Below are 26,281 nucleotides of genomic sequence, written 5' to 3'. Positions count from 1 at the left end.
GCGCACCGACGCCGGGCCGGTGGCGCCGGCTCCCCGGCGCCACCGGCAACCTCCTCGCCCGGCGCGCACGCGCTGGGCGGGGCCGGCGACGGACGCGGCCTCAGGACCGCCGGGCGCGGCCCGAGTTCCGCAGGCGTCGTACCGCCGACAGTGGTGCCGCTCCCCACATGGGCAGTCCGCCGGACGCGCGCGGCACCAGGGCGGACTCCGCGGCGCCGCTCGGGTCGACGAGCGGCACGGGCCGGTCCGACTCGGCGTCCCACAGGGCGAGTTCGCCGTCGCGCGGCCCGTGGACGGTGTGCGGTCCGCCCCTGCCGAGGACGCGCACCGGATGCGTGTCGTCCCAGGTCTGCCACCCGGGTTCGCCATCGACGGCGAACCGCACCCACGCGGAGTGCATCGCGTCGGCGAGTTCCTGCGGGGCGCCCTCGCCCGCGAGTCTCTCCGACTCGGGCACGTCGGAGGTGTCGAAGACGAAGCCGAGTTCCAGGGCGTGACAGGCACCGAGGTCCGGCACGTTCGAGGGCCACGCGAACTCGTAGACGTACGTACGGGACGGGCCGCCGCGAGCGTCCGCGAGCCGGTGCAGCGGGACGCGCAGCAGGTGGTCGGTGACCATCTGGCCCACCAGGTCGGCGGTGCTCACGGCCGGGTGGAGGGCGCGGTAGCCGCGGGGCACCTCGTGGCCGCAGCGGCAGCGGGCCATGGCCCCGGCCAGCGCGACGGGCCCGAGCCGGTCGAGGCTCTCCAGGAGCCCGCCGGGCACCAGCCACAGCCGGTACTCCTCGCTGGTCCAGCCCATCAGGAGGTCGACGTCGGGTGAGGCACCGCCGATGAGGGCCTCCAGCGGGTCGCGCGGGACCAGGTCGCCGTCGACGACGATGCCGAACGCGGGCCCGCCGAGGACGGGACTGCTGAGTCTGCCCACGTCGGCCTGGGTGCGCAGCAGCAGTTCGCGGTCGACGGCGGCGAACGCCTCCGCGGTGGCCGGGACCTTCAGCCGGGCGGCCATCCGGCGGACCATCCGGCGCACCTTGTCGCGGTCGCCCGCCTCGGGCGGCCCGCTCTGCAGGACGGCCCGGTGGAACAGGCCCCGGGCCCGTGGGGCGGCGAGCAGCGCGCCGATGCTGATGGCTCCGGCCGACTCGCCGAAGACGGTGACGCGGTCCGGGTCGCCGCCGAACTCGGCGACGGATGCCCGCACCCACTCCAGCGCGGCCAGCTGGTCGCGCAGGCCCGGGTTGGCGGGCGCGTCCGGGAAGAGGCCGTAACCCTCCACTCCGAGACGGTAGTTGAGGGAGACCAGAACCACGCCGTCGCGGGCGAAGGAGTGACCGTCGTAGACGGGTACGGCCGAGGAGCCGCGGGTCAGGGCCCCGCCGTGGATCCACACCATGACGGGCAGCCGGGCCCCGCGCCCCGGTTCCGGGGTCCACACGTTGAGGTTGAGGCAGTCGTCGCCGGGTACGACGGGGTCGGCGAGCAGGCGGGCGAAGGCCTCGGAGTACGGCGGCTTGGGCGGGGTCGGCCCGAAGGCACCCGCGTCGCGGACGCCGTCCCAGGGCTCGGGCGGAACCGGTGGCAGGAACCGGCGGGGGCCGAACGGCGGCGCCGCGTAGGGGATGCCGCGGAAGACCGCGACGCCCTTCTCGTACCGGCCGCGCACCGCCCCGTACGGGGTGGCGACGACCGGGTCGTGCGCCGGGAGATCCGCGTCCGCCGCGTCCACCGCCATCCGACCACCAGCTCCTCACGCTCCGAACCGCTCACCTCAGAGCACCACATCGCCCCCCGGTATTCCTGCCGACGTCTCCATTCGGCGGACACGCCGCGAAGTTGGGCACGGGGTGTCCGCTGCCGCTCGAGTCCGTGTCGCGGCCGCTCGGGCCGGGTCGCGTCCGGGATGCCGAAAGTTTCGGCGGGGCCCCCTTCCATGAACGCCTGCCGCTTCACGCCGTGTCCGGCCGGGCTTAATGTAGGAAGCGCTTGCTATCCGGGCGGGGAGTCCGTCCCGAGGGCAGCAGTGTCCGAAACTTTCGATGGCCCGCGGGGGCCGGAGGCCGGCCCTCGGGCGGGCCGGAGGGGCGGGTTCCATGGTGCGCACGGGACGCGCGACCGGTCCGACGCTGGCGGTCGTCGCCCGCGCGGCGGGGGTGTCCGTGCCCACGGCGTCGAAGGTGGTCAACGGCCGGGAGGACGTGGCACCGGAGACCCGGCGCAGGGTCACCGAGGCGCTCGACCGGCTGGGCTATGTGCGCAGACCGCGTTTCGAGACGTCGGCACCGCCGGGCCTGGTCGACGTCGTCGTGCACTCGCTGGAGAGTTCCTGGTCGGGGGCCGTGCTGCACGGCGCGGAGCAGGCGGCGTCCGACGCGGGGCTGGAGGTCGTGGTCTCGACGGGGCCGGCCCGGAGCAGCGGCGGGCGCCCCGGGCACGGCTGGCTGGACAAGCTCACCGCCCGTGGCTCGTCGGGGGTGTTGTTCCACCTGGCGGAGCTGACCGCGGCGCAGCAGGCCCGGCTCGACGGGCACGGCATCCCGTTCGTGATGATCGACCCCGTCGTGGAACCGCCTCCCGGTGTGGTGTCGGTGGGCGCCGCGAACTGGCAGGGCGGTCTGCTGGCGACGGACCATCTGCTCGCGCTCGGCCACGAGCGCGTCGCGGTCATCGGCGGTCACCGGCGCAGGACGTGCGGCAGCGACCGGATCGCCGGCTACCGCTCGGCCCTCGCCTCGGCCGGGCTCCGCCACCGGCCCGAGTACGTCCGCCACGGCGGTTTCCACGAGCGGGGAGGCCACCGCCGCATGCTCGAACTCCTCGACCTGCCCGAACCGCCCACGGCCGTGTTCGCCTGCTCGGACAGGATGGCGCTCGGGGTCTACCAGGCCCTGGCGGAGCGGCGGTTGCGGGTGCCCGACGACATCAGTGTGGTCGGCTTCGACGACCTTCCCGAGTCCCGCTGGGCCGGCCCGGCGCTCACCACCGTGCGCCAGCCGCTGTCCGAGATGGCGGCGACGGCGCTGCGCCTGCTGGTGCGGATGATGGCGGGAGACCGCCCGGAGGGCACGCGTACGGAGCTGTCGACCCGTCTGGTGGAGCGGTCGAGCACGGGCCCGGTGCCGGCTACCTCCCCGTCGCCCAGGTGATGCCGCCGAGCAGATGGGCCCGGAAGTTCGGGTCCTCGTACGCCTGCGGAGCGTGCCCGAAGGCGGTGTAGAACACCCGTCCCGCGCCTCGCTCGTGGCACCACACCAGCGGGTGGTCGGCGCCCATGCCGCCGCCCTCGTACGAGGACTCGTCGGCGGAGACGAGCACCCGTACCGCGCCACGCGGACTGGTCCGGAAGTCGTACCACTCGTCGGTGAACTCCCAGACGGGCGGCAGGTGCCGGGTCGCCGGGTGCGTCCGGTCCTCCACCACCGCCTTGCCGGGCTGGTGGTCCGGGTGCCGGGCGAAGCGGGCTCCGAGCAGATCGCCGTAGTAGGGCCAGTCGTACTCGGTGCAGGCGGCTGCGTGCACGCCGACGAATCCGGCGCCCGCGTCGAGGCGGGCGGCGAGGCGGGCGCGGCCCGCGGGCGTCAGCACCTCCCCGCTGGTGGAGAGGAAGACGACCGCGTCGTAGGCGTCCAGGGAGGCTTCGAACACGGCGGGATCCTCGGTCGCGTCGACGGCGAAGCCGTGGCCGTCGCCGTCGCCGTCGCCGAGGGACCGAACGGCGGCGACGGCGGCGGGAATCGACGCGTGCCGGTAGTCGGTGGTACGGGAGTACACGAGGACGCGCGGGGCCATGGCCTGACCCTATGCCCGGCCGGGACAGGTCCCCACGGGGCGGCGGAACCGAAATTTCGGAGTGCGGGCCCCGGCCGGGGCCGGGCCCCGACCAGGCCCGGGGCGCCGGGGCGGAGGTGCTGTGGCGGTGTCGCGCGGCGTGTCCGATTCGTTCAAGACCCGGTGGGCGGGCCGCGCCTACGGTGGGCGCATGACTCCACGATTCGATGTGATCGGCCTCGTCGTCTCCGACATGGCCGCCTCCCTCGCCTTCTACCGGCGCCTCGGGCTCGTCTTCCCGGAGGGGTCCGAGACCGAGCCGCACGTCGAGGCGGAACTGCCCGGCGGGCTGCGGCTGGCGCTCGACACGGAGGACACGGTCCGCTCGTTCCACGCCGGCTGGCGCCCGCCGAGCGGCGGTGGCCGGACGTCCCTGGCCTTCCTCTGCGACAGCCCGGCGGAGGTGGACTCCGTGTACGAGGAGCTGGTCGGCGCGGGTCACCACGGCGAGCTGAAGCCGTGGGACGCCTTCTGGGGCATGCGGTACGCCGTCGTGCACGACCCGGACGGCAACGGCGTCGACCTGTTCGCCCGGCTGCCCGGGCAGTAGCCCCGCCCGCTATGGCCGGCCGACCAGTTCCCCGAGGGTCGTGTCCGCCAACTGCCGTACGTCGCGGGCCAGGTGGGCCTGGTCCGCGAAGCCGGCCCGGGCCGCGGTCTGCGCGAAGGGAACCCCGTCACGGGCCAGGGCCAGCGCCCGCTGGAGCCGCAGCACGCGGGCCAGCGTCTTGGGCCCGTAGCCGAAAGCGGCGAGCGAGCGGCGGTACAACTGCCGTGCGCCCAGGCCCAGTCCGTCGGCGGTCTCGGCGACCGGACGCCCCGCTTCGAGGGCCGTCACGAGCCGGGCGAGCAGCGGGTCGGGCGGTGCCACCTCTTCCGCCCGGCGCAGCGCGAGCTCTTCGAGCGCGCCGAGCGGGTCGGCCGCGGCGTCGACGCGCCGGGTGAGGCTGCGCACCTCCGCGGCGGGCCACAGATCCGCCAAGTCGACGCGCTGGTCGCGCAGTTCGTGTGCGGGCACGCCGAGGAGCGCGGGAGCCGTGCCGGGAAAGAACCGGATGCCGGCCCAGCGGCCCGGTGCGCCCTGCGGGTGGTACGCGCGTGTGTCGGGCCCGGCGACCATGAGCCGCCCCTCGTGCCACAGCAGGTCCATGCACCCGTCGGGCAGCACGGCCCGCACCGGCCCGCCCGCGGGTGCGCGCGTCCACACCACGGCGCCCGCCAGCCGGGACGGGCGCTCCGCGTACCCGGACGCGGCGGCGAGAGGTTCGACGGCCACGTACGTCACGCTACGCCGCCCGGGTCCGGTGCTCCTGCGGGCTGACGCCGTACACCCGCTTGAAGGCGCTGGACAGCGCGAACGCGCTGCCGTAACCGACCTGGCGGGCGATGGACTCCAGGGTGTCGTCCGAGTCGCGCAGGCGGTCGGCGGCCAGCGCCAGCCGCCAACCGGTCAGATAGGTCATCGGGGGTTCGCCCACGAGTTCGCTGAAGCGCCGGGCCAGCGCGGCCCGGGACACCCCGGCCTTGGCGGCGAGGACGGCCACCGTCCAGGGGTGGGCCGGGTCGTCCTGCACGAGCCGCAGCACCCGGCCCACGACGGGGTCGGCGAGAGCCCGGTACCAGGCCGGCGCCTCGGCCTCGGGGCGCGAGAACCAGGCCCGCAGCGCGGCGATCATGAGCAGGTCGAGCAGCCGGTCCAGGACGACCTCCTGGCCCGGCTCGTCGCGCACCATCTCCTCGGCCAGGATCGGCGTCAGCGGGCACTCCCACACCTCGGAGGTGAGCGAGAGCAGCGGCGGCAGGGCGTCGAGCAGTCTGCCGCCGATCTCGCCCTGCATCATGTACGTCCCGATCAGCAGCACCGTGGAGCCGTCGAGCCGGTCGCCCCAGCTGCGCACCCCGAGGTCCCAGCTGCCCTTCAGCGAGCGTCCGTCGGGGTAGGTGCACTCGCCGCCCGGGAGGATCACCGCCTGCGGGGCGGTCCCGGGATCGTCGGCGCACAGGTACGGGTCGGGCCCGCGCGCGATGGCGAGGTCGCCGGCCCGCAGCCGCACCGCCTCTCCCCCGTCCGGCACGACGCAGGCGTCGCCGCGGACCACCAGCATGATCGTCAGGGGCGCCCGGTCCTCGATGCGCAGGGACCAGGGCGGGTCGAAACACGCACGGATCATGAAGGCCCCACGCGCGCGTGGGCCCGCCAGCAGGCCTGCGAGTGCGTCCATGGCGTCAGCGTAGACGCAGGCCGTACGGCGCACTGGACGTCCGCTTATGGGAATGAGGCATTCAGTGATGGCCGCCCGCGACGGGCGCCCGTTGACTGAGGGGCATGGCAGAGAACACGCGGAACACGACGGTATGGGTGAGCGGGGCCACGGGGCGCACGGGCAGCCGGGTGGCGCAGGCCGCGCGGGCGGCGGGGCTGACGGTGCGGGCCGGTTCGCGCGCCGAGGGCTTCGACTGGGAGGACGCGTCGACATGGGCCGGAGCGCTGCGCGGCGCCGACGCCGCGTATCTGGTGTACCCGACGGACGTCGGCTCACCGGCAGCCACCGAGGCGATCGGAGCACTGGCCCGGGAGGCGGTCGGGCTCGGCGTGCGGCGGCTGGTGCTGCTGTCGTCGCGGGGCGAGGAGCGGGCCCGGCCGACGGAGGAGGCGCTCAAGGCGTCCGGCGCGGACTGGACGATCGTCCGGGCCGCGTGGTTCGCGCAGAACTTCAGCGAGGGCCCACTGGTGGAGGGGCTGCGCCACGGCGAGCTGGTCTTCCCGGCGGGTGAGGTGCGGGAGCCGTTCATCGACGTGCGGGACATCGCGGACGTCGTGGTGGCCGTGCTGACGGCGGGCGACCGGTACGCCGGCCAGGAGCTCGCCGTGTCCGGGCCCAGGCTGCTGACCTTCCGCGAGGCGGTCGCCGAGATCGCGCAGGCGACGGGCGGCGAGCTGACCTACACGCCGGTGACCGCTCGCCGGTACGGTGACGACCTGGCCGGGTTCGGGGTGCCTCCCGAGGAGGTGGAGTTCCTCGTCGACCTCTTCGAGAGCCTCCTCGACGGCCGCAACTCCTATCTCTCGGACGGGGTCCGGCAGATCCTCGGCCGGGCGCCGCGCGACTTCACGGACTTCGCGCGGGAGGCAGCGGCGGCCGGTACCTGGAAGGTGTGATCACTGCGCGGGAGGGTGTTGCTCGCCGTTCCTGTGGCTGGGGTGGGTGCTCTTCGCGTGGGTCCGCAGCCGGGAGGTCACGTCCTCCGGGGGCAGGAAGCGGGACCAGCGCTCCGGGAACTCCGAGGGCATGTCCGGGTCGTCGGGATCTGCGTCGTACGACCGGTGGGCGGCGACGCGGGCGACGTACTCGGCGGCCTGCGCCTCGCGCAGCCGTTCGTTGGCGGCGCGGGCCGCGGCGGTGGCGGCGGCCGGCCAGATCCGGTCGATGGCGGCGTTGACGGCGGCGCCGACCAGGACCGCGAAGGCGGACACACCGATCCACAGCAGGACGGCCACGGGGGCGGCGAGCGAGCCGTAGATGGTGGGGCCCTCGACGGTGTTGGTCAGGTAGATACGGAGCAGGAAGCTGCCCAGCACCCACATGGCGAGGGCCACCAACGCGCCCGGCACGTCCTCGACCCAGGGTGAGCGCACGGGCACGGACACGTGGTAGAGCGTCGTGAGGAAGACGACCGACAGGACGATGACGACGGGCCAGTACAGGACCTGCACGACGGTCGTCGACCAGGGGACGACGTTCACCACCGCGTCCGGGCCCGCCACCATCAGCGGCAGCGCGATCGAGCCGATCAGCAGCGCGACGATGAACAGCAGGAACGACATCACCCGGGTCTTCACGATCCCGCGGGTGCCGTCGAGGCCGTACATCACGGTGATGGTGTCGATGAAGACGTTCACCGCGCGCGAGCCGGACCACAGGGCGAACAGGAATCCGAGGGAGATGATGTCCGGGCGTCCGCCCTTCATCACGTCGTGCAGGATCGGCTCGGCGATCTGGTGGACGCCCTTCTCGGTCAGGACCGTGCGGGACGCCTCCAGGAGGTTGGACTCCAGGCTGGCGATCGTGTCGGCGCCGGTCCAGTCGTCCACGTAGCCGAGCATGCCGATCAAGCTCAGCAGCAGCGGCGGCACGGACAGGAGCGTGAAGAAGGCGGCCTCGGCCGCCAGACCCAGGATCCGGTACTCCATGCACGAGTTGACGGTGTCCTTGAGCAGCAGCCAGGCGGTCCGTCGCTTCGACACATTCCGATACAGCGCGCGAGCGCGGTGGAAGCGGCCCGCGGGAGGACCTTCGGGTGTTTCTTTTGCCTGGTGCACGTCCTTACCGTATCCGTATGGCAGCCAGCACCCACACCGTGACCAACCAGGCTCCGCCCCTGGTCGGATATGACGTGTTCGCGGCCGACCGGGCCCTCGTGGAGGCGGTCGACCGGCACCTCGCTCCGGAGCTCCTCGACGAGGTACGCGAGGAGCTGTCGGTCCTCGGCCGCACGGCGGGCTCGGCGCAGGCCCAGAAATGGGGGGTGCTGGCCGACGAGAACCCGCCCGCACTGCGCACCCACGACCGGTACGGCAACCGGATCGACGAGGTCGAGTTCCATCCGTCCTGGCACCGGCTGCTCGGCAAGGGCGTGTCCACGGGGCTGACCGCGGCCTGGAACCGGCCCGGCGGACACCTGCGGCGCGCGGCCGGTTTCGTGGTGTGGTCGCAGGTCGAGGCGGGCCACGGCTGCCCGCTGTCGATGACCCACGCGGCGGTGCCCGCGCTGCGCACGGATCCGGCGCTCGCCGCCGAGTGGGAGCCGCGGCTGACGTCCACGATGTACGACCCGGAGCTGCGGCCGGCCGCCCGGAAGCCCGGGGTGCTCTTCGGGATGGGCATGACGGAGAAGCAGGGCGGCAGCGACGTACGCGCCAACACGACGGTGGCGCGCCCGCTCGCCGAGGACGGGACGTACGAGCTGACCGGGCACAAGTGGTTCTGTTCGGCGCCCATGTCCGACGGGTTCCTGGTGCTGGCGCAGGCACCGGACGGGCTGACCTGTTTCCTGCTCCCGCGCGTCCTGGAGGACGGCACCCGCAACGTCTTCCGCATCCAGCGGCTCAAGAACAAGCTCGGCAACCGGTCGAACGCGTCCGCCGAGGTCGAGTTCGACGGGACCTGGGCACGCCGGGTGGGGTACGAGGGGCGCGGGGTGCGCACCATCATCGAGATGGTCGCGGCGACCCGTCTGGACTGTGTGCTCGGCGCCACGGCGCTGATGCGGCAGGCGGTCGCGCAGGCCGTCCACCACTGCACGCACCGTGAGGCGTTCGGGGGCAAGCTGATCGACAAGCCGCTGATGCGCAATGTGCTCGCGGACCTGGCGCTGGAGTCCGAGGCCGCGACAGCCCTCGCGATGCGGCTCGCCGCCGCCTACGACGACGGTGGTGAGCAGGAACGGGCGTTTCTGCGGCTCGCGGTGCCGGCCGCGAAGTACTGGGTGACCAAGCGGTGCACACCGGTGGTGACGGAGGCGCTGGAGTGCCTCGGCGGGAACGGCTACGTCGAGGACTCGGGCATGCCCCGGCTGCTGCGCGAGTCACCGCTCAACTCCATCTGGGAGGGCGCGGGGAACGTCCAGGCCCTGGACATGCTGCGCGCGCTGCAACGGGAGCCTGCCGCGCTCGACGCGTACCTGCGGGAAGTGGGGCAGGCCCGCGGCGCCGACCACCGGCTCGACGGGGCGATCAAGAACCTGCTGACCGAACTCGCCGACCTGGACGGCATCGAGGGCCGGGCCCGCCGGCTCGTCGAGCGGTTCGCCCTGGTGCTCCAGGGGGCGCTGCTCGTGCGGTACGCGCCGGCGGAGGTCGCCGACGCGTTCTGCGCCTCACGTCTGGGCGGCGACTGGGGAACGGCGTTCGGCACCCTGCCGCACAGTCTGGATCTGGCCACCGTCGTGGAGCGGGCACGACCGGTGGCGTGAGGAGCTGATGCGAGGGTGGTGCTGCGCCGACACGGCACCACCCCCGCCTCTGGCCCCGTTCAAGGAGCTCGGACACCGCCTGAGCGGCCTCGCTGTCAGTTTCAAGGAACCTTGTGACCGTTGGCGAGAGTTGCAGACCGTTGCATTCCTTTGTGCTCCTTGTGCGAAGTCCCGGCGTCCCCCACCCAGAGCAGGCACGATGTGCAGTGACGTCGGCGTCACTGCCCGTGCGCGGTCCTGGTTCCGGGAGTGCCTTGTGAAGACCACATCGATCAACCCCGCCCGTTTCGCTCCGCCGGACGCGTCGGAAACGGTTCGGCACCTCCAGGCGACGTGGGCCGCGGCACTCCGGGGCGAACCCTCCCCGATCGCTCCTCGCCCGGTCATCGGACAGTCATGGCAAAGAGTGAAACGATTCGGAGTGGATCCCGAACAGGGCACGGACAGTGCGCTGTTGCAGACGGACGAACTCGAACACCGTCGGAACTCCACGGCTCTTGCCGACGTGATGCCCGTCCTCAGCGGCGGACTGGCCGCCGTCGCCGACGCGTCGCTGCAGATCATGGTGGTCACCGATCCGGAGGGGCGGGTCCTGTGGCGTGAGGGCAACACCGGCGTGCTGCGCCGGGCCGACACCATTTGCCTGGAGGAAGGCGCCGCCTGGAGCGAGGACACGACGGGCACCAACGCGATCGGTACGGCGCTCAACGCGGGCGCGCCCGTCCAGGTGCACTCGGCCGAGCACTTCGTCCGTACGTTGCACGACTGGACCTGCGCCGCGGCCCCCGTGCACGACCCGCGCGACGGGCGTCTGCTCGGCATCGTCGATGTCAGCGGGCCCGATCACACGTTTCACCCGGCGACGCTCGCGCTGGTCGACTCGGTGTCGCGGCTGGCCGAAAGTGAGCTGCGCAGCAGGCATCTGGCGGCCGTCGAGCGACTGCGCGCGGTGGCCGCGCCGCTGCTGTCCCGGCTGGGCGGCAAGGCTCTGGTGGTGGACGCCAACGGCTGGCTCGCCGCCGTCACGGGGATGCCGCCCGTCGACCGGGTGCCGCTGCCGAGTTCCTTCGGCGCGGGCCGGGTCTGGCTGCCCTCGCTCGGGGCGTGCTTCGTGGAACCGATGCCCGGTGGCTGGCTGCTGCGGGTCACCGACACCGACGTCCCGGGGTGCGCGAGCCGGGTGGTGCTCGACCTCGCCGAGCCCCGGCGGCCCCGGGTCACCGTCTCGGGCACGGCGGGCAGTTGGGCGCAGGACCTGAGCCCCCGCCACGCCGAGCTGCTGTACGTGCTCGCCGTGCACCGCGAGGGGCGCAGCGCGGCCCAGCTCGCGGTCGACATCTTCGGCGACCCGACCCGCACGGTGACGGTCCGCGCCGAACTGTCGCGGGTGCGGCGCCGCCTCACGGGCCTGCTCGACCACCGGCCGTACCGCTTCCGCGACGAGGTCGTGGTCGAGGTCGTGTTCCCGGACGCCCCGCTGGACCTGCTGCCGCACTCGGCGGCACCGGCGGTGCTGGACGCGCGGGTGCGGCCACCTGTGTGAGACCGCCGGGGCCGGCCTCACCTCGGCACCCGTCGCCTCGGCGGACACACCTGTCGGCAGTGGCATGGCACCCCGGCAGGCGCGCCCCGGCGCCGGCCCGCTGCGGACACATGTCGTCGTCAGCGTATTTCGTGCGCGTATTTCGTGGGGGTCTTCCGGGGTCTTCGACCTGGCCCGCGGGTATCTGCCGTAGCATCCCCTCACAGGCCACCCCACCCGTCTCTCCGTCAACGGCCGAGATGCGAGAGGCAGTTGGCCTTCCTCGGGAGGACGTATGAAGTACCGCGGCAGGCACCGTCGTCGCAGGAGAGGACAGGCGCTGCGCGCCACCCTGGCCGGAACCGCCCTCGCCCTCACCGCGGCCGCCACCCTGATCAGCACCTCCCAGGCCACGGGCAGCGGCAGTCCCGGCGGCCTCACCGCGCTCGGCGCCGCGTCCCGGACCGCACCGCTGCGCCTCCACGAGAAGCCGGTGGACCTGGACGCGCTGGACCGGCTCACCAAGGACATGGGCGGGAACGTGGGCGTCGACGGCGTCCTCGGGAGCGCCGACCACGCGATGCGCGACGAGGCCGGCTGCTCCACCGCCGAGCGGGCCGCGCTGCCGGTCGAGCCGACGGCCACGCGCGCGTACTGCTGGGACGAGGGCGACGAACGGACCCGGCAGTGGCAGCCCCGGTCCGTGACCACCTCCGGTGACGCCGACGACGACGGCCGGTGGGGCGAGCACCGGGTGATCCTGGCCGGCTGGACGCACCGGGACCGCCAGGCCGCCGCACCGACGCGGGACCGGGGACTGGCACGGGTCGCCTTCGTCGACGCGACCGACCCGCGCGCGCTCAGGTACAGCTGGGTCCTGCTGGTCGCCCCGCGCGACGGCGGCCGGGACTTCGAGCCGGTCCGCACCGCACTGGACGGCATGGTCTGGTACCAGGACAAGCTGATCGTCACCGGCGCGCACGGTTCGGGCCTCCTCGTCTTCGACATGCACCGCGTCCTGCGGGCGGGTGTCGACAGCGGTGCGGTCGGCCGGGTGAGCGGCGGCTACTCCGCAGGCGGCTACCGGTACGTGCTCCCGGCCGTCGACGCGTACGAGCCGGCCGGCGGCCATTGCACCCGCCGCGGCGGCGGCACCCCCTGCTTCGGCTCGCTGTCCCTGGACCGCAGCTCGGCACCCGACAGTCTGGTCGCCGCCGAGCGCCCCGCGGCCGGCTCCGAACGGACCCGGGTGTGGCGCTACGCGTACAGCACCGCCGCCTACCGCACCGGACTGCTCGCCGATTCCCGCGGCAGGGTCGACGCCGTCGAGGCCTACGAGACCAAGGCCGCGGGCGTGTCCGGCGTCCTCGCGCACACGCCGCGCGGCGCGCGCGGGGCGCAGTGGTACCTCGGGCAGGCGCCGGAGGTCCCCGGTCGGCACGGCAGCATCTGGCGGCAGACCGAGGACGGCGCCACGGCGGCCACCTGCACCGCGGACCGGTCGCACGCCTGCTGGGGCCTGCGGACCGGATCCCTGTCCTACTGGCAGGAGACCGGCGAGGTGTGGACGCTGACCCGCGCGGCCGGACGGCGGACGCTCTACGCGGTGCCGCTGTCCGCGGTGGACGGCTCGCTGGAGTAGCGGCCGCCCGCCGCGCCGGCGCCCGCTCCGGACGGGTGTCCGTTCAGCGGTCGCTTTTGGATGCGCCCCCGCCCCCGTGGTTCCCTGGCTCGCATGAGCAACGTCACTGTGACCACCTGGTCCCTGGAGCAGACGGCGCCGGCCGACCTGCTCCCCGCGATCGCGCCCGACGGCGACGTCAGGATCGTGCGTGCCGGGGTTCCCTCGCCCGAGTTCAGCCGCTTCCTGTACGCGTCGGTCGGCGGCGACATCCGCTGGACGGACCGGCTCGGCTGGACGTACGCGCAGTGGCAGGAGGCTCTGGACCGGCCCGGTGTCGAGACCTGGGTCGCTTACGACAAGGGGACGCCCGCGGGCTACGTCGAGCTGGACGCGCAGGACGACGGCGTCGTCGAGATCATGTACTTCGGACTGATCCCCGCGTTCCGGGGCCGCCGCATCGGCGGACACCTCCTCTCCTACGGCGCCGCCCGTGCCTGGGACCTGGCCGACCGCTGGCCGGGCCGCGCCGAGACCAAGCGCGTCTGGCTGCACACCTGCAGCAAGGACGGCGAACACGCGATGGACAACTACCTCCGGCGCGGCTTCAAGCTCTTCGACACGAAGGTCGAGGAGGAGCCGGAGGCCGCCACGCCGGGGCCGTGGCCGGGGGCACGAGCCGTCTGAGCCGTTCCGGCCCAGTTCAGGGCCCCTGTGTGACCGACGACACCCTTGTCTCAACATTCGGGACAAGGGTGTCCACATGACGGACGATGGTGGACTGTGCGGAGATCCCCGTGACACGCTTCCGTCATGTCTGGAACTGGAATTGCCTTGGTGAGTCGGCGGCACGTCGACCTCGGCCGCATGTCCAGCGCCATCTGTCCGGCGAGCTGACGAACCCTTCAGTGGCCTTCGGCCACGGGCTCAGCACCGCCGACCTCTTCTCTTCCGCACCCCTGCGCAAGGACGCGCCCATACTTCCGTATGCGCCCGTATGCGCAGGTCAGAGCCGCTGACACACCTGTCCCGCAGTCTCGAAGGACGTAGCAACCATGGCCGCCACCCCGCAGAACCCCGCCACGCCCCGCCGCAAGGTGAGCCGTCACCGTGGCGAGGGGCAGTGGGCCGTGGGTCACTTCACCCCCCTCAACGGCAACGAGCAGTTCAAGAAGGACGACGACGGTCTCAATGTGCGGACACGCATTGAGACGATCTACTCCAAGCGGGGTTTCGACTCGATCGACCCCAACGACCTGCGCGGCCGGATGCGCTGGTGGGGGCTGTACACCCAGCGCAAGCCCGGGATCGACGGCGGCAAGACCGCCATCCTGGAGCCGGAGGAGCTGGACGACAAGTACTTCATGCTGCGGGTCCGCATCGACGGCGGCCGGCTGACCACCGCGCAGCTGCGCGTCATCGGCGAGATCTCGCAGGAGTTCGCGCGCGGCACCGCCGACCTCACCGACCGGCAGAACGTCCAGTACCACTGGATCCGCATCGAGGACGTCCCGGAGATCTGGAACCGGCTGGAGGCCGTCGGCCTGTCCACGACCGAGGCCTGCGGTGACACGCCCCGCGTCATCCTCGGTTCGCCCGTCGCCGGCATCGCCGAGGACGAGATCATCGACGGCACGCCCGCGATCGACGAGATCCACCGCCGGGTCATCGGCAACAAGGCGTTCTCGAACCTGCCCCGCAAGTTCAAGACCGCGATCTCCGGCTCGCCCCTGCTCGACGTCGCCCACGAGATCAACGACGTCGCCTTCGTCGGCGTGAACCACCCGGAGCACGGGCCGGGCTTCGACCTCTGGGTCGGCGGCGGCCTGTCCACCAACCCGAAGATCGGTCAGCGCCTGGGCGCCTGGGTCCCGCTCGACGAGGTCCCGGACGTCTTCGAGGGCGTCATCTCGATCTTCCGCGACTACGGCTACCGGCGGCTGCGCACCCGCGCCCGTCTGAAGTTCCTGGTCGCCGACTGGGGTGTCGAGAAGTTCCGCCAGGTCCTGGAGGACGAGTACCTGAAGCGGAAGCTCGTCGACGGTCCGGCCCCCGACCAGCCGGTCGCCCGCTGGCGCGACCACGTCGGCGTGCACCGGCAGAAGGACGGCCGGTACTACGTCGGTTTCGCACCGCGTGTGGGGCGCGTCGACGGCGCCACCCTCACCAAGATCGCCGAGCTGGCCGAGGCGCACGGCTCCGGCAGGCTGAGCACCACCGTCGAGCAGAAGATGATCGTGCTCGACGTGGACGAGGCGCGGATCGACTCCCTCGTCGAGGGCCTGGAGGCGCTCGACCTGACGGTCAACCCCTCGCCCTTCCGGCGCGGCACCATGGCCTGCACCGGCATCGAGTACTGCAAGCTAGCGATCGTCGAGACCAAGGCGCGCGGCGCTTCGCTCATCGACGAACTCGAGCGCCGCATCCCGGAGTTCGACGAGCCGATCACCATCAACATCAACGGCTGCCCGAACGCCTGCGCCCGTATCCAGGTCGCGGACATCGGTCTCAAGGGCCAGCTGGTCCTCGACGACCGCGGCGAGCAGGTCGAGGGCTTCCAGGTGCACCTGGGCGGCGCGCTCGGCCTGGAGGCCGGCTTCGGCCGCAAGGTCCGTGGCCTGAAGGTCACTTCGGAGGAACTGCCCGACTACGTCGAGCGGGTCCTCAAGCGCTTCCAGGAGGAGCGCGAGGACGGCGAGCGCTTCGCCGCCTGGGCTGCGCGGGCTTCAGAGGAGGCCCTGTCGTGAGCCGGGCCACAAGAGGAGGGGAGTCGCTGTCATGAGCGAGCGGGCCGCGCCCTTCTACTGCCCCTACTGCGGTGACGAAGACCTTCGTCCGAGCGAGCAGGGTCACGGCGCATGGGAATGCGCTGCGTGCAATCGAGCCTTCCAGCTGAAGTTCCTCGGGCTGCTCGCCCGGGGGCTCCGGCAGAGTGACGACGGAGGGGCACAGATATGACGACCATTCAGGAAGAGCGTACGGGCGAGGACTTGAAGCGCCTCGCCGAGCAGGCCGGGCGTGACCTGGAGGACGCCTCCGCGCTGGAGATCCTCCAGTGGGCCGCCGACACGTTCGGCGGGAAGTTCTGCGTGACGTCCTCCATGGAGGACGCGGTGGTCGCCCACCTCGCCTCCCGTGCCTTCCCCGGTGTCGACGTGGTGTTCCTCGACACCGGCTACCACTTCCCGGAGACCATCGGCACCCGGGACGCGGTGGAGGCCGTGATGGACGTCAACGTCATCACGCTCACCCCGCGCCAGACGGTCGCCGAGCAGGACGCCGAGTACGGCCCCAGGCTGCACGACCGCGACCCCGACCTGTGCTGCGCGCTGCGCAAGGTCAAGCCTCTCGAAGAGGGCCTGACCAAGTACGACGCGTGGGCGACCGGCCTGCGCCGCGACGAGTCCCCCACCCGGGCGAACACCCCGGTCGTCGGCTGGGACGAGAAGCGGCAGAAGGTCAAGGTCTCGCCGATCGCCCGCTGGACCCAGGACGACGTGGACGCGTACGTCGCCGAGCACGGGGTCCTCACCAACCCGCTGCTGATGGACGGTTACGCCTCCGTCGGATGCGCGCCCTGCACCCGCCGGGTCCTGGAGGGCGAGGACGCGCGCGCCGGCCGCTGGGCGGGGCGCGCCAAGACCGAGTGCGGGCTGCACGGATGACCACGACGACGGGGACGGCAGTGCCCACCGCCACCACCGACAACCTCCAGAACTCCCGGGAGAAGCAAGTGACGACCGGAGCCACCGTCTGGCTCACGGGTCTGCCGAGTGCCGGCAAGACCACCATCGCGTACGAGCTGGCCGGCCGGCTGCGCGAGGAGGGACATCGCGTCGAGGTGCTCGACGGCGACGAGATCCGCGAGTTCCTCTCGTCGGGCCTCGGCTTCTCGCGGGCGGACCGTTTCACGAACGTGCAGCGCATCGGTTTCCTCGCCGAACTGCTCGCGCGCAACGGCGTCAAGGCACTCGTCCCGGTGATCGCGCCGTACGCGGACAGCCGTGCGGCGGTGCGCGAGCGCCACAGCACGGGAGGGACGCCGTACGTGGAGGTCCATGTGGCCACTCCGGTCGAGGTGTGCTCCGTGCGCGACGTGAAGGGCCTGTACGCCAAGCAGGCGGCGGGCGAGATCTCGGGGCTGACCGGAGTCGACGACCCGTACGAGGAGCCCGAGTCGCCCGATCTGCGCATCGAGTCGCACACCCAGACCGTGCAGGAGTCCGCTGCCGCGCTGCACGCGCTGCTCACCGAGAGGGGTCTCGCATGACGACCGCAGCCACTGTCTCCGAGGCAGCCGGTAATTCCGAGGAGTCCAGCCCGTACGCGCTGTCGCATCTGGACGCGCTGGAGTCCGAGGCCGTCCACATCTTCCGCGAGGTCGCGGGCGAGTTCGAACGACCGGTGATCCTCTTCTCCGGCGGCAAGGACTCCATCGTCATGCTGCACCTGGCGCTGAAGGCCTTCGCCCCCGCGGCGGTCCCCTTCTCCCTCCTGCACGTGGACACCGGACACAACTTCCCCGAAGTCCTGGAATACCGCGACCGCACCGTCCACAAGCACGGACTGCGCCTGCACATCGCCTCCGTCCAGGACTACATCGACCGCGGTGTGCTGCGCGAACGCCCCGACGGCACCCGCAACCCCCTGCAGACCGTCCCCCTCACCGAGAAGATCCAGTCCGAACGCTTCGACGCCGTCTTCGGCGGCGGCCGCCGCGACGAGGAAAAAGCCCGCGCCAAGGAACGCGTCTTCTCCCTGCGCGACGAGTTCTCCCAGTGGGACCCCCGCCGCCAGCGCCCCGAACTGTGGCAGCTCTACAACGGCCGCCACGCCCCCGGCGAACACGTCCGCGTCTTCCCCCTCAGCAATTGGACCGAGCTCGACGTCTGGCAGTACATCGCCCGCGAACACATCGAACTCCCCGAGATCTACTTCGCCCACGACCGTGAGGTCTTCCAACGCTCCGGCATGTGGCTGACCGCCGGCGAATGGGGCGGCCCCAAGGACGGCGAGAGCGTCGAGAAACGCCTCGTGCGCTACCGCACCGTCGGCGACATGTCCTGCACCGGCGCCGTCGACTCCGACGCCACCACACTCGACGCCGTCATCGCCGAGATCGCCGCCTCCCGACTCACCGAACGCGGCGCCACCCGCGCCGACGACAAGATGTCCGAGGCCGCGATGGAAGACCGCAAGCGCGAGGGGTACTTCTAGACATGACCAGCACCACAGAACCCACCGAACCCTTGTCGGTCGAGCAGTTGTCGGCGACCACCCTGCTCCGCTTCGCGACCGCCGGTTCCGTCGACGACGGCAAGTCCACCCTCGTCGGACGCCTGCTGCACGACTCCAAGTCGGTCCTCACCGACCAGCTGGAGGCCGTCGAGCGCGCCTCCGCCAGCCGCGGCCAGGACGCACCCGACCTCGCCCTCCTCACCGACGGCCTGCGCGCCGAACGCGAACAGGGCATCACCATCGACGTCGCCTACCGCTACTTCGCCACCGCGCGCCGCCGCTTCATCCTCGCCGACACCCCCGGCCACGTGCAGTACACCCGCAACATGGTCACCGGCGCCTCCACCGCCGACCTCGCCGTCGTCCTCGTCGACGCCCGCAACGGCGTCATCGAACAAACCCGACGCCACGCCGCCGTCGCCGCCCTCCTCCGCGTCCCCCACGTCGTCCTCGCCGTCAACAAGATGGACCTCGTCGACTACCAGGAGTCCGTCTTCGCGGCCATCGCCGAGGAGTTCACGGCGTACGCGTCCGAGCTCGGCGTCCCCGAGATCACCGCGATCCCGATCTCCGCGCTCGCCGGTGACAACGTGGTGGAGGCGTCCGCCAACATGGACTGGTACGGCGGGCCGACGGTCCTTGAGCACCTGGAGACCGTGCCGGTCAGCCACGACCTGGGGCACTGCCACGCCCGGCTCCCCGTGCAGTACGTGATCCGTCCGCAGACCGCCGAGCACCCCGACTACCGGGGCTACGCCGGCCAGATCGCGGCCGGTGCCTTCCGTGTCGGCGAGAGCGTGACCGTGCTGCCCTCCGGGCGCACCTCCAAGGTCGCCGGGATCGACGTGCTGGGCGAGCCCGCCGACGTCGCGTGGACGCCGCAGTCGGTGACCCTCCTGCTGGAGGACGACATCGACATCTCGCGCGGCGACCTGATCGTGCCGAGCAAGGACGCGCCCCCGACCACGCAGGACATCGAGGCGACCGTGTGCCACGTCGCCGACCAGCCGCTCACCGTGGGACACCGGGTGCTGCTCAAGCACGGCACCCGCACGGTCAAGGCGATCGTCAAGGACATCCCGTCCCGGCTGACCCTCGACGACCTGTCGCTGCACCCGCACCCCGGTCAGCTCGCCGCCAACGACATCGGCCGCGTCAAGATCCGTACCGCGGAGCCGCTGCCCGTCGACTCGTACGCCGACTCCCGGCGCACCGGCGCGTTCATCCTGATCGACCCCGCCGACGGAACCACCCTGACCGCGGGCATGGTCGGCGAGTCCTTCGCCGCGCCGCAGCCGGTCAAGGACGAGGCCGACGACGACGGGTGGGACTTCTGACATGACCTCCACCGACTTCTACTCCACGTTCGCGAAGGAGGGCGGCCGCGTCGGCAGCGGCGCCCTCGGCAGCGGGCAGGGCGGAGTGGCGCGATGTGCGCGATGACGTACGCGCACTGCCTGCGCGCCCTCACCCCCCACCGCCTGCACAGACGAAGACCTGCCGACCTCCCGGCCACGACCTGAGAGACCGTGACCGCCGGGCCAACGAGAGGAACACCTCCCGTGCCTGCCAACAGCAACCGCTCCGCCTTGCTCCGCCGCGGCCTCGCCGTCGCCGCCGCGCTCCCCCTTCTCGCTCTCGCCGCATGCAGCTACGGCTCCGAGGCGAAGGACGACACCTCCGAGAAGGAGAAGGTCGCCGCCGGGTCCGAGAAGATCGACGGTCTCGACTCCGTGAAGATCGGGTACTTCGGCAACCTCACCCACGCGACCGCCCTCGTCGGCCGCCACGAGGGCCTCTTCCAGAAGGAACTCGGCGCCACCAAGGCCGAGTACACCACCTTCAACGCCGGTCCCTCCGAGATCGAGGCGCTGAACTCGGGCTCGATCGACATCGGCTGGATCGGCCCCTCGCCGGCCATCAACGGCTACACCAAGTCCAACGGCAAGAGCCTGCGCATCATCGGCGGTTCGGCGTCCGGCGGCGTGAAGCTCGTGGTCAACCCGAAGAAGATCAAGTCCCTGAAGGACGTCAAGGGCAAGAAGATCGCGACCCCGCAGCTCGGCAACACGCAGGACGTCGCGTTCCTCAACTGGATCGCGGAGCAGGGCTGGAAGGTCGACGCCGACAGCGGCAAGGGCGACGTCTCGGTCATCCGCACGGACAACAAGATCACCCCGGACGCCTACAAGTCCGGCTCCATCGACGGTGCCTGGGTGCCGGAGCCGACCGCGTCCAAGCTGGTCGCCGAGGGCGGCAAGGTGCTGCTCGACGAGTCCACGCTGTGGCCCGACAAGAAGTTCGTGATCACGAACATCATCGTGTCGCAGAGCTTCCTCAAGGAGCACCCGAAGGTCGTCGAGGCGGTCCTCAAGGGCTCCGTGGCGACCAACAAGTGGATCGGCGCCAACCCGGACAAGGCGAAGACCGCGGCGAACGCGCAGCTCAAGGTCGACTCCGGCAAGGAGCTCCCGGCCGAGGTCCTGGACCCCGCCTGGAAGTCGATCCAGATCACCAATGACCCGCTGGCCGCCACCCTCAACACCGAGGCGGCGCACGCGGTGAAGGCCGGTCTGCTGGAGAAGCCGAACCTGAACGGCATCTACGACCTGACGCTGCTCGACAAGGTCCTGTCCGCCGCGGGCGAGAGCTCGGTCGACGACGCCGGTCTCGGCGCCAAGTAAGTCCGGACACCGATGAGTTCCCAGGAGGTGACGACCATGGCAACAGCTCTCGCCAAGGCCGCCGACGTCACGACGTCGGTGGAGCACGCCGCGCGGATCGAGAACGTCTCGAAGTCCTTCGCCGGACCCGCTGGGCAGCAGCTCGTCCTCGACGACATCACGCTGGATGTCGCGCCGGGCGAGTTCGTCACCCTCCTGGGGGCCTCGGGGTGCGGAAAGTCGACGCTGCTCAACCTGGTCGCGGGGCTCGACGAGCCGACCGCGGGCAGTATCACGACCAACGGGCGCCCGGCCCTGATGTTCCAGGAACACGCCCTGTTCCCGTGGCTGACCGCGGGCAAGAACATCGAACTCGCGCTGAAGCTGCGGGGGGTGGCCAAGGCCGACCGCCGCGACAAGGCCGAGGAACTGCTCGAACTCGTACGGCTGAAGGGCGCGTACGGGAAGCGGGTGCACGAGTTGTCCGGCGGTATGCGCCAGCGGGTGGCGATGGCGCGGGCGCTCGCCCAGGACAGCCAGCTGCTGCTGATGGACGAGCCGTTCGCGGCGCTGGACGCCATCACCCGCGACGTCCTGCACGACGAGCTGACCCGGATCTGGCGCGAGACCCGGCTGTCCGTCCTGTTCGTCACGCACAACGTGCGCGAGGCGGTGCGGCTCGCGCAGCGCGTCGTGCTGCTGTCGTCGCGCCCGGGGCGGGTCGCGCACCAGTGGACCGTGGACATACCGCAGCCGCGCCGCATCGAGGACACCGCCGTGGCGGAGCTGTCCGTCGAGATCACCGAACAACTGCGTGGGGAGATCCGCCGTCATGGCCAGCACTGAGACCAAGTCCGCCGCGGCCGTCGACGACAGCCACGACCTGGCGGGTCTGGAGGCGGGCCTGGACGCCCTGGAGACGGTCCACACCGGCCGGCCCCCGTTGCGGCAGACCCTCGTCCAAAAGGTCCTGCCGCCCGTCGTCGCCGTCGTGCTCGTCCTCGTCGTGTGGCAGGCGCTGATCACGTTCAAGGTCGTCGACGACCCGACCAAGCTGCCCTCCCCCGGCGACGTGTGGGGCGAGGTCCAGGACGCCTGGCTCCAGGGCAAGCTCTTCGGCTACATCTGGACGAGCGTCTCGCGCGGCCTGCTCGGCTTCCTGCTGGCGCTGGTCATCGGCACACCGCTGGGGCTGCTGGTGGCGCGGGTGAGGTTCGTGCGCGCCGCCATCGGCCCGATCCTGTCCGGCCTCCAGTCGCTGCCGTCGGTGGCCTGGGTGCCGCCGGCCGTGATCTGGCTGGGTCTGAACAGCTCGATGATGTACGCCGTGATCCTGCTCGGCGCGGTTCCCTCCATCGCCAACGGCCTGGTGTCCGGCGTGGACCAGGTGCCGCCGCTGTTCCTGCGGGCCGGCCGCACGATGGGCGCCACCGGGCTGCGCGGCACCTGGCACATCGTCATGCCGGCGGCACTGCCCGGCTATCTGGCGGGCCTGAAGCAGGGCTGGGCCTTCTCCTGGCGCTCCTTGATGGCCGCGGAGATCATCGCCTCCTCCCCCGACCTGGGCGTGGGCCTCGGCCAGCTGCTGGAGAACGGCCGTACCGCCAGCTCCATGTCCATGGTCTTCCTCGCCATCCTGCTCATCCTGATCGTCGGTATCGCCATCGACCTGCTGATCTTCAGCCCGCTGGAGCGGTGGGTGCTGCGCAGCCGCGGTCTGCTGGTCAAGAGCTGAGTCCGACATGCGCCGACCCGTCAGCCCCGTCCTCGTCGTCATCGCCCACGGCAGCCGCGACCCGCGCCATGCCGCGACGGTGCATGCCCTCGTACGACAGGTGCGGGCCCGGCGTCCGGGGCTGCGCGTGGAGACCGGCTTCCTGGACTTCAACATCCCGTCCGTGCAGGGTGTGCTGGAGTCCCTCGCCGCCGAGGGCGTGCGGGACGTGGTGGCGCTGCCGCTGCTGCTGACGCGGGCCTTCCACGCCAAGGCGGACATCCCGGCGGTGCTGCGGGAGGCCCCCTCCCGGCTGCGCATCCGCCAGGCCGACGTGCTCGGTCCGTCCCCGCTGCTGACGGCGGCGCTGGAACGGCGGTTGTACGAGGCGGGGCTGAGCCCCGCCGACAAGTCCTCGACCGGGGTCGTGCTGGCCTCGGCGGGGTCCACGGACCCGGAGGCGATCGCAGTGATCGCTGAAATCGCGCGGGAGTGGCGGCACACCGGTTGGTGCGCCGTGCGGCCTGCGTTCGCCTCCGCATCTCTTCCGCGCACCGAGGACGCGGTGCGCGAACTGCGCGCCGCCGGCTGCGACCGGGTGGCGGTCGCCCCGTACGTGCTGGCGCCGGGCTTCCTGCCGGACCGCATCGCCCGGGGCGCCGCCGACGCGGACGTCCTGGCCGACGTCCTCGGTCCTGCCCCCGAGGTGGCCCAGGTCCTGCTGGAGCGCTACGACGCGGCCCGCACGCCGGTCCTGACGGCGCTCGGCGCGTAGGCGGGCGAAGCACCGGGGCCGGGGATCAGTCGAAGCTGAGTCCGCCGGTCCGGGTCCTCTTGAGTTCGAAGAAGTCCGGGTGCGTGGCGAGGACCCGGAAGCTGTCGAAGAGTTCGGCCGCCTTCTCGCCCCTCGGGACGGCGCGCAGCACCGGGCCGAACCACACGGTCCCGTCGACATGGATCGTGGGCGTGCCCACGTAGGCGTCAGAGTCCGGCTCCGTGCCCGCGTCATGGCTGCGGCGCACCGCCTCGTCGTACGCGGGATCGTGCGCCGCGTGCGCCAGTTCGGCCGGGAGTCCGAGTTCGGCGAGGGACTCCGTGACGACCGCGTCGAAGTCCTCGATGCGGCGTTCGTGGATACGGGTGCCGAAGGCGGTGTAGAGGTCGCGCAGCACCTTGTCGCCGTGCTGCTCGGCGGCGGCCACCGCGACCCTGACCGGGCCGATCGACCTGTCGACCAGGTCCCGGTACCAGTCCGGGAGTTCGTTGCCGAGATTGTGCAGGTAGAGGCTCATCACGTGGAAGCGGAGGTCGAGCGGGCGCTCGCGCTCGACCTCCAGTATCCAGCGGGAGGAGATCCAGGCGAAGGGGCAGGCCGGGTCGAACCAGAAGTCGACGCGAGTGGGCGCGGTGGTCGTCATGACGCCGAGGCTAGTCCGCGGATGGCCCAGGATCACGGTCCAATTCGATGCCGAATCCCTGGTCCAATTGAGCCTGGCCGCATCAGACCCACCCCCTCAGGCCTGATTCCATCAGACCTGCCCCTCCCGCCCTGCCCCCTCCCGGCCTGCCCCCTCCAGGCCGGCCCCCCTCCAGGCCGGACCCCCCTCCAGGCCGGACCTCATCAAACCCGGCCCCCGTCAGGCCCGGGACAGCCGCGGGTCCCGGCCGCTGTGGGCGAGGGCGCGGTCGAAGACGGAGACGTCGTCGGGCACGTCCACCGGGTCGGCGAAGCCGTCGTACTGCCGGTAGAGGTCGCCGTGCGTGTCGACCACGTCCAGGACCAGCCGGGCCGCGCCGTCCGAGAGCCGGAACCGCTGTCCGGTGGCCGTCGCGACGTCCCAGCCGTGCACCGCCATCTCCTTGACGATCATCGGGGCGAGTTCGGCGGCCGGCATCTTCCCCATGCCGAGATCGACCTCGCCCTCCCAGACGGCGGGGTCGTCCCAGGCGGCCACGGCCCGGTCGAGCTGGTCGGCGTACGCCTGCGCCCAGTCGGGGTCGGCCGTGAAGTCCCGCGCGGTCAGCTCCTCGGACAACTGCTTGCGCAGCGCCCGGTGCTCCAGTCCGTGCGAGGTGTAGAGGACCCAGTGGTTCACCAGGGCGCGGACGTCCCACGGCGGGCAGTGCGTGGGCCCTGACAGCTGCGCCGCCGTGACACCGCGGGCGACGCGGGCGGCCTCGGTGGCGCACTCGACCATGTACGGATGCACGTTCTTGTACGGCTCGTTCATGCGTCCCACGCTAGGGATTGGGCGCCGGGCCCTCTTGAAGAAACGCGACAGCTTCCCGGCGAGGCTCCGCGCGGGAAGCCTCGTACGGATGGGTGCACCTCACACACATCCGTGCGACGCTGTCCGCCGTGCGCAAATGGGTGCCCCTCGTCCTGGGCCTTTCCTTCCTGGCTCTCACCGCCTTCACGGTGTACTCCGCGACCGTCCAGTGGCAGCGGGGCCGACTCATCGACGACACCGGGGTGCAGGTCACCGGTACCGTCACCCGGCTCCTCCACGTCGACAAGGGCTACAAGAAGGAGATCGCCTACACGGTCGACGGACGGCGCCACACCCTGAACAAGGGCTACGACCCCACGCTCCACGCCCCGCGGCGCGGGGACCGGGTGTGCCTGGAGGCGGCCCGCGAGCACCCCGACATCGTCCGCATGTGCGAGGACCACTACCCGCAAGGCGACGACACCTTTCCGGCCTACATACTGGGGGCGTTCTTCTGCACGGCAGGACTGCTGTTCGTCATCGGCCACCAGGTCACCGTCGCACGGCGCACACGCGAGATCGGAACGGCAGCATGAGCACATCCACCGGCGCCGGCGACACGCACACCGACGGCAGCCGTGAGCACTCCACCAGCACCTTCCTCGTCGGCGGCGAACTGCCCGTGCGCCGCCTCGGGTACGGCACCGCGCAGCTCACCGGTCCCGGGTACTGGGGTCCGCGCGGCGACGCCCGGGACGCTGTGGCCGTACTGCGGCGGGCCGTGGAGCGCGGCGTCACCCTCGTCGACACCGCCGACAACTACGGTCCGTCGGTTGCCGAGGAGCTGGTCGCCGAGGCCCTGCACCCGTACGCCGAGGATCTGCTGATCGCCACCAAGGGCGGCGTCGTGCGCACCGGCGACAGCGCCTGGCACATCGCCGGACGGCCCGAGCAGCTGCGCGCGATGTGCGAGGCGAGTCTGCGCCGGCTGCGTCTCGACACCATCGGCCTGTATCAGCTGCACCGGCTCGACCCGGACGTGCCGATGGCCGAACAGCTGGGCGCGCTGGACGAGTTGCGTGCCGAGGGCAAGATCGGGCAGATCGGGCTCGACACCGTCACGGACGGGCAGCTGGCGGCGGCGCTGGAGCTGACGGACATCGCCTCCGTGCAGAACCGCTACAACCTGCTCGACCGTGCCTCCCAGCCGCTGCTGGAGCTGTGCGAGGCGCGCGGGATCGCGTTCCTGCCGTGGTTCCCGCTGGGCAACGGCTCGCTGACCTCCGATCCGGTGTGCGCGGGGATCGCCGGCGCGCACGGGGCGACGCCGGGGCAGGTCGCGCTGGCCTGGCTGCTGCGCCGCTCCCCCGTGCTCTGCCCGACGCCGGGCACCGGCAGCCTCGTCCACCTGGAGGAGAACCTGGACGCGGGCGCGGTCCGGCTCACGGACGAGGACATGGACCGCCTCGACGCCCTCGCGGACACCCCTCCCGGCTCCGGCGGTTGACCTTG

Annotated in this window: 27 protein-coding genes; 20 read left to right on the top strand and 7 right to left on the bottom strand. The window is 71.9% G+C overall.

The features are described 5' to 3' along the window. Positions 1–100: 100 nt before the first annotated feature. Positions 101–1,735, bottom strand: a complete 1,635-nt coding sequence (locus tag BKI49_RS29565) for a carboxylesterase/lipase family protein (RefSeq protein WP_095937319.1) — start codon at positions 1,733–1,735, stop codon at positions 101–103. 358 nt (positions 1,736–2,093) lie between these two features. On the opposite strand from BKI49_RS29565, the gene BKI49_RS29560 reads away from it, so the two are divergent. Then, positions 2,094–3,146, top strand: coding sequence for a LacI family DNA-binding transcriptional regulator (locus tag BKI49_RS29560; protein WP_095937318.1), 1,053 nt, complete (start codon positions 2,094–2,096; stop codon positions 3,144–3,146). Here the strand turns inward: BKI49_RS29560 and BKI49_RS29555 are convergent. Beyond that, the gene (locus tag BKI49_RS29555; RefSeq protein WP_095937317.1) at positions 3,124–3,789 is read right to left on the bottom strand and encodes a ThuA domain-containing protein; all 666 of its coding nucleotides are present in this window, start codon (positions 3,787–3,789) and stop codon (positions 3,124–3,126) included. The genes BKI49_RS29560 and BKI49_RS29555 overlap by 23 nt on opposite strands. A 190-nt stretch (positions 3,790–3,979) precedes the next feature. On the opposite strand from BKI49_RS29555, the gene BKI49_RS29550 reads away from it, so the two are divergent. Next, positions 3,980–4,378, top strand: coding sequence for a VOC family protein (locus BKI49_RS29550; RefSeq protein WP_095937437.1), 399 nt, complete (start codon positions 3,980–3,982; stop codon positions 4,376–4,378). 9 nt (positions 4,379–4,387) lie between these two features. Here the strand turns inward: BKI49_RS29550 and BKI49_RS29545 are convergent, their stop codons facing one another. Continuing rightward, the gene (locus BKI49_RS29545) at positions 4,388–5,104 is read right to left on the bottom strand and encodes a DUF6597 domain-containing transcriptional factor (protein WP_095937436.1); all 717 of its coding nucleotides are present in this window, start codon (positions 5,102–5,104) and stop codon (positions 4,388–4,390) included. A gap of 10 nt (positions 5,105–5,114) precedes the next feature. Beyond that, positions 5,115–6,050 (bottom strand): AraC family transcriptional regulator, encoded by a 936-nt coding sequence (locus tag BKI49_RS29540; protein WP_095937435.1) that lies wholly within the window; start codon positions 6,048–6,050, stop codon positions 5,115–5,117. Positions 6,051–6,154: 104 nt separating this feature from the next. Here BKI49_RS29540 and BKI49_RS29535 point away from each other — a divergent pair, with 104 nt between their 5' ends. Beyond that, positions 6,155–6,988: an NAD(P)H-binding protein gene (locus BKI49_RS29535; protein WP_095937316.1), complete on the top strand. Its 834-nt coding sequence runs from the start codon at positions 6,155–6,157 to the stop codon at positions 6,986–6,988. On the opposite strand, the gene BKI49_RS29530 is transcribed toward BKI49_RS29535, so the two are convergent. Beyond that, positions 6,989–8,149 (bottom strand): YihY/virulence factor BrkB family protein, encoded by a 1,161-nt coding sequence (locus tag BKI49_RS29530; RefSeq protein WP_095937315.1) that lies wholly within the window; start codon positions 8,147–8,149, stop codon positions 6,989–6,991. A 17-nt stretch (positions 8,150–8,166) separates the two neighbouring features. Here BKI49_RS29530 and BKI49_RS29525 point away from each other — a divergent pair, with 17 nt between their 5' ends. The 15 genes from BKI49_RS29525 (at position 8,167) to BKI49_RS29455 (ending at position 23,334) form a co-directional block, all read left to right on the top strand. After that, complete coding sequence (locus BKI49_RS29525) at positions 8,167–9,801, top strand: acyl-CoA dehydrogenase family protein (protein WP_095937314.1); 1,635 nt, start codon at positions 8,167–8,169, stop codon at positions 9,799–9,801. Positions 9,802–10,057: 256 nt separating this feature from the next. Then, positions 10,058–11,344 (top strand): GAF domain-containing protein, encoded by a 1,287-nt coding sequence (locus BKI49_RS29520; protein ID WP_257005005.1) that lies wholly within the window; start codon positions 10,058–10,060, stop codon positions 11,342–11,344. Between the two features lie 274 nt (positions 11,345–11,618). Further along, a complete protein-coding gene (locus BKI49_RS29515) occupies positions 11,619–12,965 on the top strand; it encodes a hypothetical protein (protein ID WP_095937312.1) in 1,347 nt (448 codons plus the stop codon). 93 nt (positions 12,966–13,058) lie between these two features. Beyond that, on the top strand, positions 13,059–13,631 hold the full coding sequence (locus BKI49_RS29510) for a GNAT family N-acetyltransferase (protein ID WP_095937311.1): 573 nt from the start codon (positions 13,059–13,061) through the stop codon (positions 13,629–13,631). Positions 13,632–13,757: 126 nt separating this feature from the next. Beyond that, a complete protein-coding gene (locus tag BKI49_RS36375) occupies positions 13,758–13,841 on the top strand; it encodes a putative leader peptide (RefSeq protein ID WP_309486338.1) in 84 nt (27 codons plus the stop codon). A gap of 158 nt (positions 13,842–13,999) precedes the next feature. Continuing rightward, positions 14,000–15,691, top strand: a complete 1,692-nt coding sequence (locus BKI49_RS29505; RefSeq protein ID WP_095937310.1) for a nitrite/sulfite reductase — start codon at positions 14,000–14,002, stop codon at positions 15,689–15,691. A 31-nt stretch (positions 15,692–15,722) separates the two neighbouring features. Next, positions 15,723–15,902, top strand: a complete 180-nt coding sequence (locus BKI49_RS36050; protein WP_095937309.1) for a hypothetical protein — start codon at positions 15,723–15,725, stop codon at positions 15,900–15,902. Then, entirely contained in the window at positions 15,899–16,609 is a 711-nt protein-coding gene (locus BKI49_RS29495; RefSeq protein WP_095937308.1) for a phosphoadenylyl-sulfate reductase, read from the top strand. Before BKI49_RS36050 ends, BKI49_RS29495 begins: the two co-directional genes overlap by 4 nt. Positions 16,610–16,677: 68 nt before the next feature. Continuing rightward, positions 16,678–17,214 (top strand): adenylyl-sulfate kinase, encoded by a 537-nt coding sequence (gene cysC / locus BKI49_RS29490; RefSeq protein WP_306453582.1) that lies wholly within the window; start codon positions 16,678–16,680, stop codon positions 17,212–17,214. Further along, on the top strand, positions 17,211–18,161 hold the full coding sequence (gene cysD / locus BKI49_RS29485; protein ID WP_095937306.1) for a sulfate adenylyltransferase subunit CysD: 951 nt from the start codon (positions 17,211–17,213) through the stop codon (positions 18,159–18,161). Before cysC ends, cysD begins: the two co-directional genes overlap by 4 nt. 2 nt (positions 18,162–18,163) lie before the next feature. Further along, positions 18,164–19,519 carry a sulfate adenylyltransferase subunit 1 gene (locus tag BKI49_RS29480; protein ID WP_095937305.1) on the top strand — a complete coding sequence of 452 codons (1,356 nt, stop codon included), beginning with the start codon at positions 18,164–18,166 and terminating at the stop codon, positions 19,517–19,519. A gap of 225 nt (positions 19,520–19,744) precedes the next feature. Beyond that, positions 19,745–20,866: an aliphatic sulfonate ABC transporter substrate-binding protein gene (locus BKI49_RS29470; protein ID WP_095937304.1), complete on the top strand. Its 1,122-nt coding sequence runs from the start codon at positions 19,745–19,747 to the stop codon at positions 20,864–20,866. Between the two features lie 12 nt (positions 20,867–20,878). Further along, complete coding sequence (locus tag BKI49_RS29465) at positions 20,879–21,691, top strand: ABC transporter ATP-binding protein (RefSeq protein WP_373557602.1); 813 nt, start codon at positions 20,879–20,881, stop codon at positions 21,689–21,691. Further along, positions 21,678–22,580: an ABC transporter permease gene (locus BKI49_RS29460; RefSeq protein WP_095937302.1), complete on the top strand. Its 903-nt coding sequence runs from the start codon at positions 21,678–21,680 to the stop codon at positions 22,578–22,580. Before BKI49_RS29465 ends, BKI49_RS29460 begins: the two co-directional genes overlap by 14 nt. A 7-nt stretch (positions 22,581–22,587) precedes the next feature. Next, complete coding sequence (locus tag BKI49_RS29455; RefSeq protein ID WP_095937301.1) at positions 22,588–23,334, top strand: sirohydrochlorin chelatase; 747 nt, start codon at positions 22,588–22,590, stop codon at positions 23,332–23,334. A gap of 25 nt (positions 23,335–23,359) precedes the next feature. On the opposite strand, the gene BKI49_RS29450 is transcribed toward BKI49_RS29455, so the two are convergent. Then, a complete protein-coding gene (locus BKI49_RS29450; protein ID WP_095937300.1) occupies positions 23,360–23,977 on the bottom strand; it encodes a mycothiol-dependent nitroreductase Rv2466c family protein in 618 nt (205 codons plus the stop codon). A 219-nt stretch (positions 23,978–24,196) separates the two neighbouring features. Next, positions 24,197–24,790 (bottom strand): TIGR03086 family metal-binding protein, encoded by a 594-nt coding sequence (locus tag BKI49_RS29445; RefSeq protein WP_095937299.1) that lies wholly within the window; start codon positions 24,788–24,790, stop codon positions 24,197–24,199. A 92-nt stretch (positions 24,791–24,882) separates the two neighbouring features. On the opposite strand from BKI49_RS29445, the gene BKI49_RS29440 reads away from it, so the two are divergent. Together BKI49_RS29440 and BKI49_RS29435 are read left to right on the top strand one after the other, a co-directional pair. Beyond that, positions 24,883–25,365 carry a DUF3592 domain-containing protein gene (locus BKI49_RS29440; RefSeq protein WP_095937298.1) on the top strand — a complete coding sequence of 161 codons (483 nt, stop codon included), beginning with the start codon at positions 24,883–24,885 and terminating at the stop codon, positions 25,363–25,365. Then, complete coding sequence (locus BKI49_RS29435; protein ID WP_095937297.1) at positions 25,362–26,276, top strand: aldo/keto reductase; 915 nt, start codon at positions 25,362–25,364, stop codon at positions 26,274–26,276. Before BKI49_RS29440 ends, BKI49_RS29435 begins: the two co-directional genes overlap by 4 nt. Positions 26,277–26,281 lie beyond the last annotated feature (5 nt).

Origin of the sequence: Streptomyces sp. Tue6028 (assembly GCF_002300165.1) — a bacterium.
Lineage (GTDB): Bacteria > Actinomycetota > Actinomycetes > Streptomycetales > Streptomycetaceae > Streptomyces > Streptomyces siamensis.
Note: the sequence above shows the minus strand (reverse complement) of the source record. Positions and strands in the feature narration are given on the sequence as shown.

Bases quoted from the DNA above. Each gene is read 5' to 3' on its own strand.
- BKI49_RS29565 (WP_095937319.1), bottom strand. From the start codon at position 1,735: ATGGCGGTGGACGCGGCGGACGCGGATCTCCCGGCGCACGACCCGGTC.
- BKI49_RS29560 (WP_095937318.1), top strand. From the start codon at position 2,094: ATGGTGCGCACGGGACGCGCGACCGGTCCGACGCTGGCGGTCGTCGCC.
- BKI49_RS29555 (WP_095937317.1), bottom strand. From the start codon at position 3,789: ATGGCCCCGCGCGTCCTCGTGTACTCCCGTACCACCGACTACCGGCAC.
- BKI49_RS29550 (WP_095937437.1), top strand. From the start codon at position 3,980: ATGACTCCACGATTCGATGTGATCGGCCTCGTCGTCTCCGACATGGCC.
- BKI49_RS29540 (WP_095937435.1), bottom strand. From the start codon at position 6,050: ATGGACGCACTCGCAGGCCTGCTGGCGGGCCCACGCGCGCGTGGGGCC.
- BKI49_RS29535 (WP_095937316.1), top strand. From the start codon at position 6,155: ATGGCAGAGAACACGCGGAACACGACGGTATGGGTGAGCGGGGCCACG.
- BKI49_RS29525 (WP_095937314.1), top strand. From the start codon at position 8,167: ATGGCAGCCAGCACCCACACCGTGACCAACCAGGCTCCGCCCCTGGTC.
- BKI49_RS29515 (WP_095937312.1), top strand. From the start codon at position 11,619: ATGAAGTACCGCGGCAGGCACCGTCGTCGCAGGAGAGGACAGGCGCTG.
- BKI49_RS29510 (WP_095937311.1), top strand. From the start codon at position 13,059: ATGAGCAACGTCACTGTGACCACCTGGTCCCTGGAGCAGACGGCGCCG.
- BKI49_RS36375 (WP_309486338.1), top strand. From the start codon at position 13,758: ATGTCTGGAACTGGAATTGCCTTGGTGAGTCGGCGGCACGTCGACCTC.
- BKI49_RS29505 (WP_095937310.1), top strand. From the start codon at position 14,000: ATGGCCGCCACCCCGCAGAACCCCGCCACGCCCCGCCGCAAGGTGAGC.
- BKI49_RS36050 (WP_095937309.1), top strand. From the start codon at position 15,723: ATGAGCGAGCGGGCCGCGCCCTTCTACTGCCCCTACTGCGGTGACGAA.
- BKI49_RS29495 (WP_095937308.1), top strand. From the start codon at position 15,899: ATGACGACCATTCAGGAAGAGCGTACGGGCGAGGACTTGAAGCGCCTC.
- cysD (WP_095937306.1), top strand. From the start codon at position 17,211: ATGACGACCGCAGCCACTGTCTCCGAGGCAGCCGGTAATTCCGAGGAG.
- BKI49_RS29480 (WP_095937305.1), top strand. From the start codon at position 18,164: ATGACCAGCACCACAGAACCCACCGAACCCTTGTCGGTCGAGCAGTTG.
- BKI49_RS29465 (WP_373557602.1), top strand. From the start codon at position 20,879: ATGAGTTCCCAGGAGGTGACGACCATGGCAACAGCTCTCGCCAAGGCC.
- BKI49_RS29460 (WP_095937302.1), top strand. From the start codon at position 21,678: ATGGCCAGCACTGAGACCAAGTCCGCCGCGGCCGTCGACGACAGCCAC.
- BKI49_RS29455 (WP_095937301.1), top strand. From the start codon at position 22,588: ATGCGCCGACCCGTCAGCCCCGTCCTCGTCGTCATCGCCCACGGCAGC.
- BKI49_RS29450 (WP_095937300.1), bottom strand. From the start codon at position 23,977: ATGACGACCACCGCGCCCACTCGCGTCGACTTCTGGTTCGACCCGGCC.
- BKI49_RS29445 (WP_095937299.1), bottom strand. From the start codon at position 24,790: ATGAACGAGCCGTACAAGAACGTGCATCCGTACATGGTCGAGTGCGCC.
- BKI49_RS29435 (WP_095937297.1), top strand. From the start codon at position 25,362: ATGAGCACATCCACCGGCGCCGGCGACACGCACACCGACGGCAGCCGT.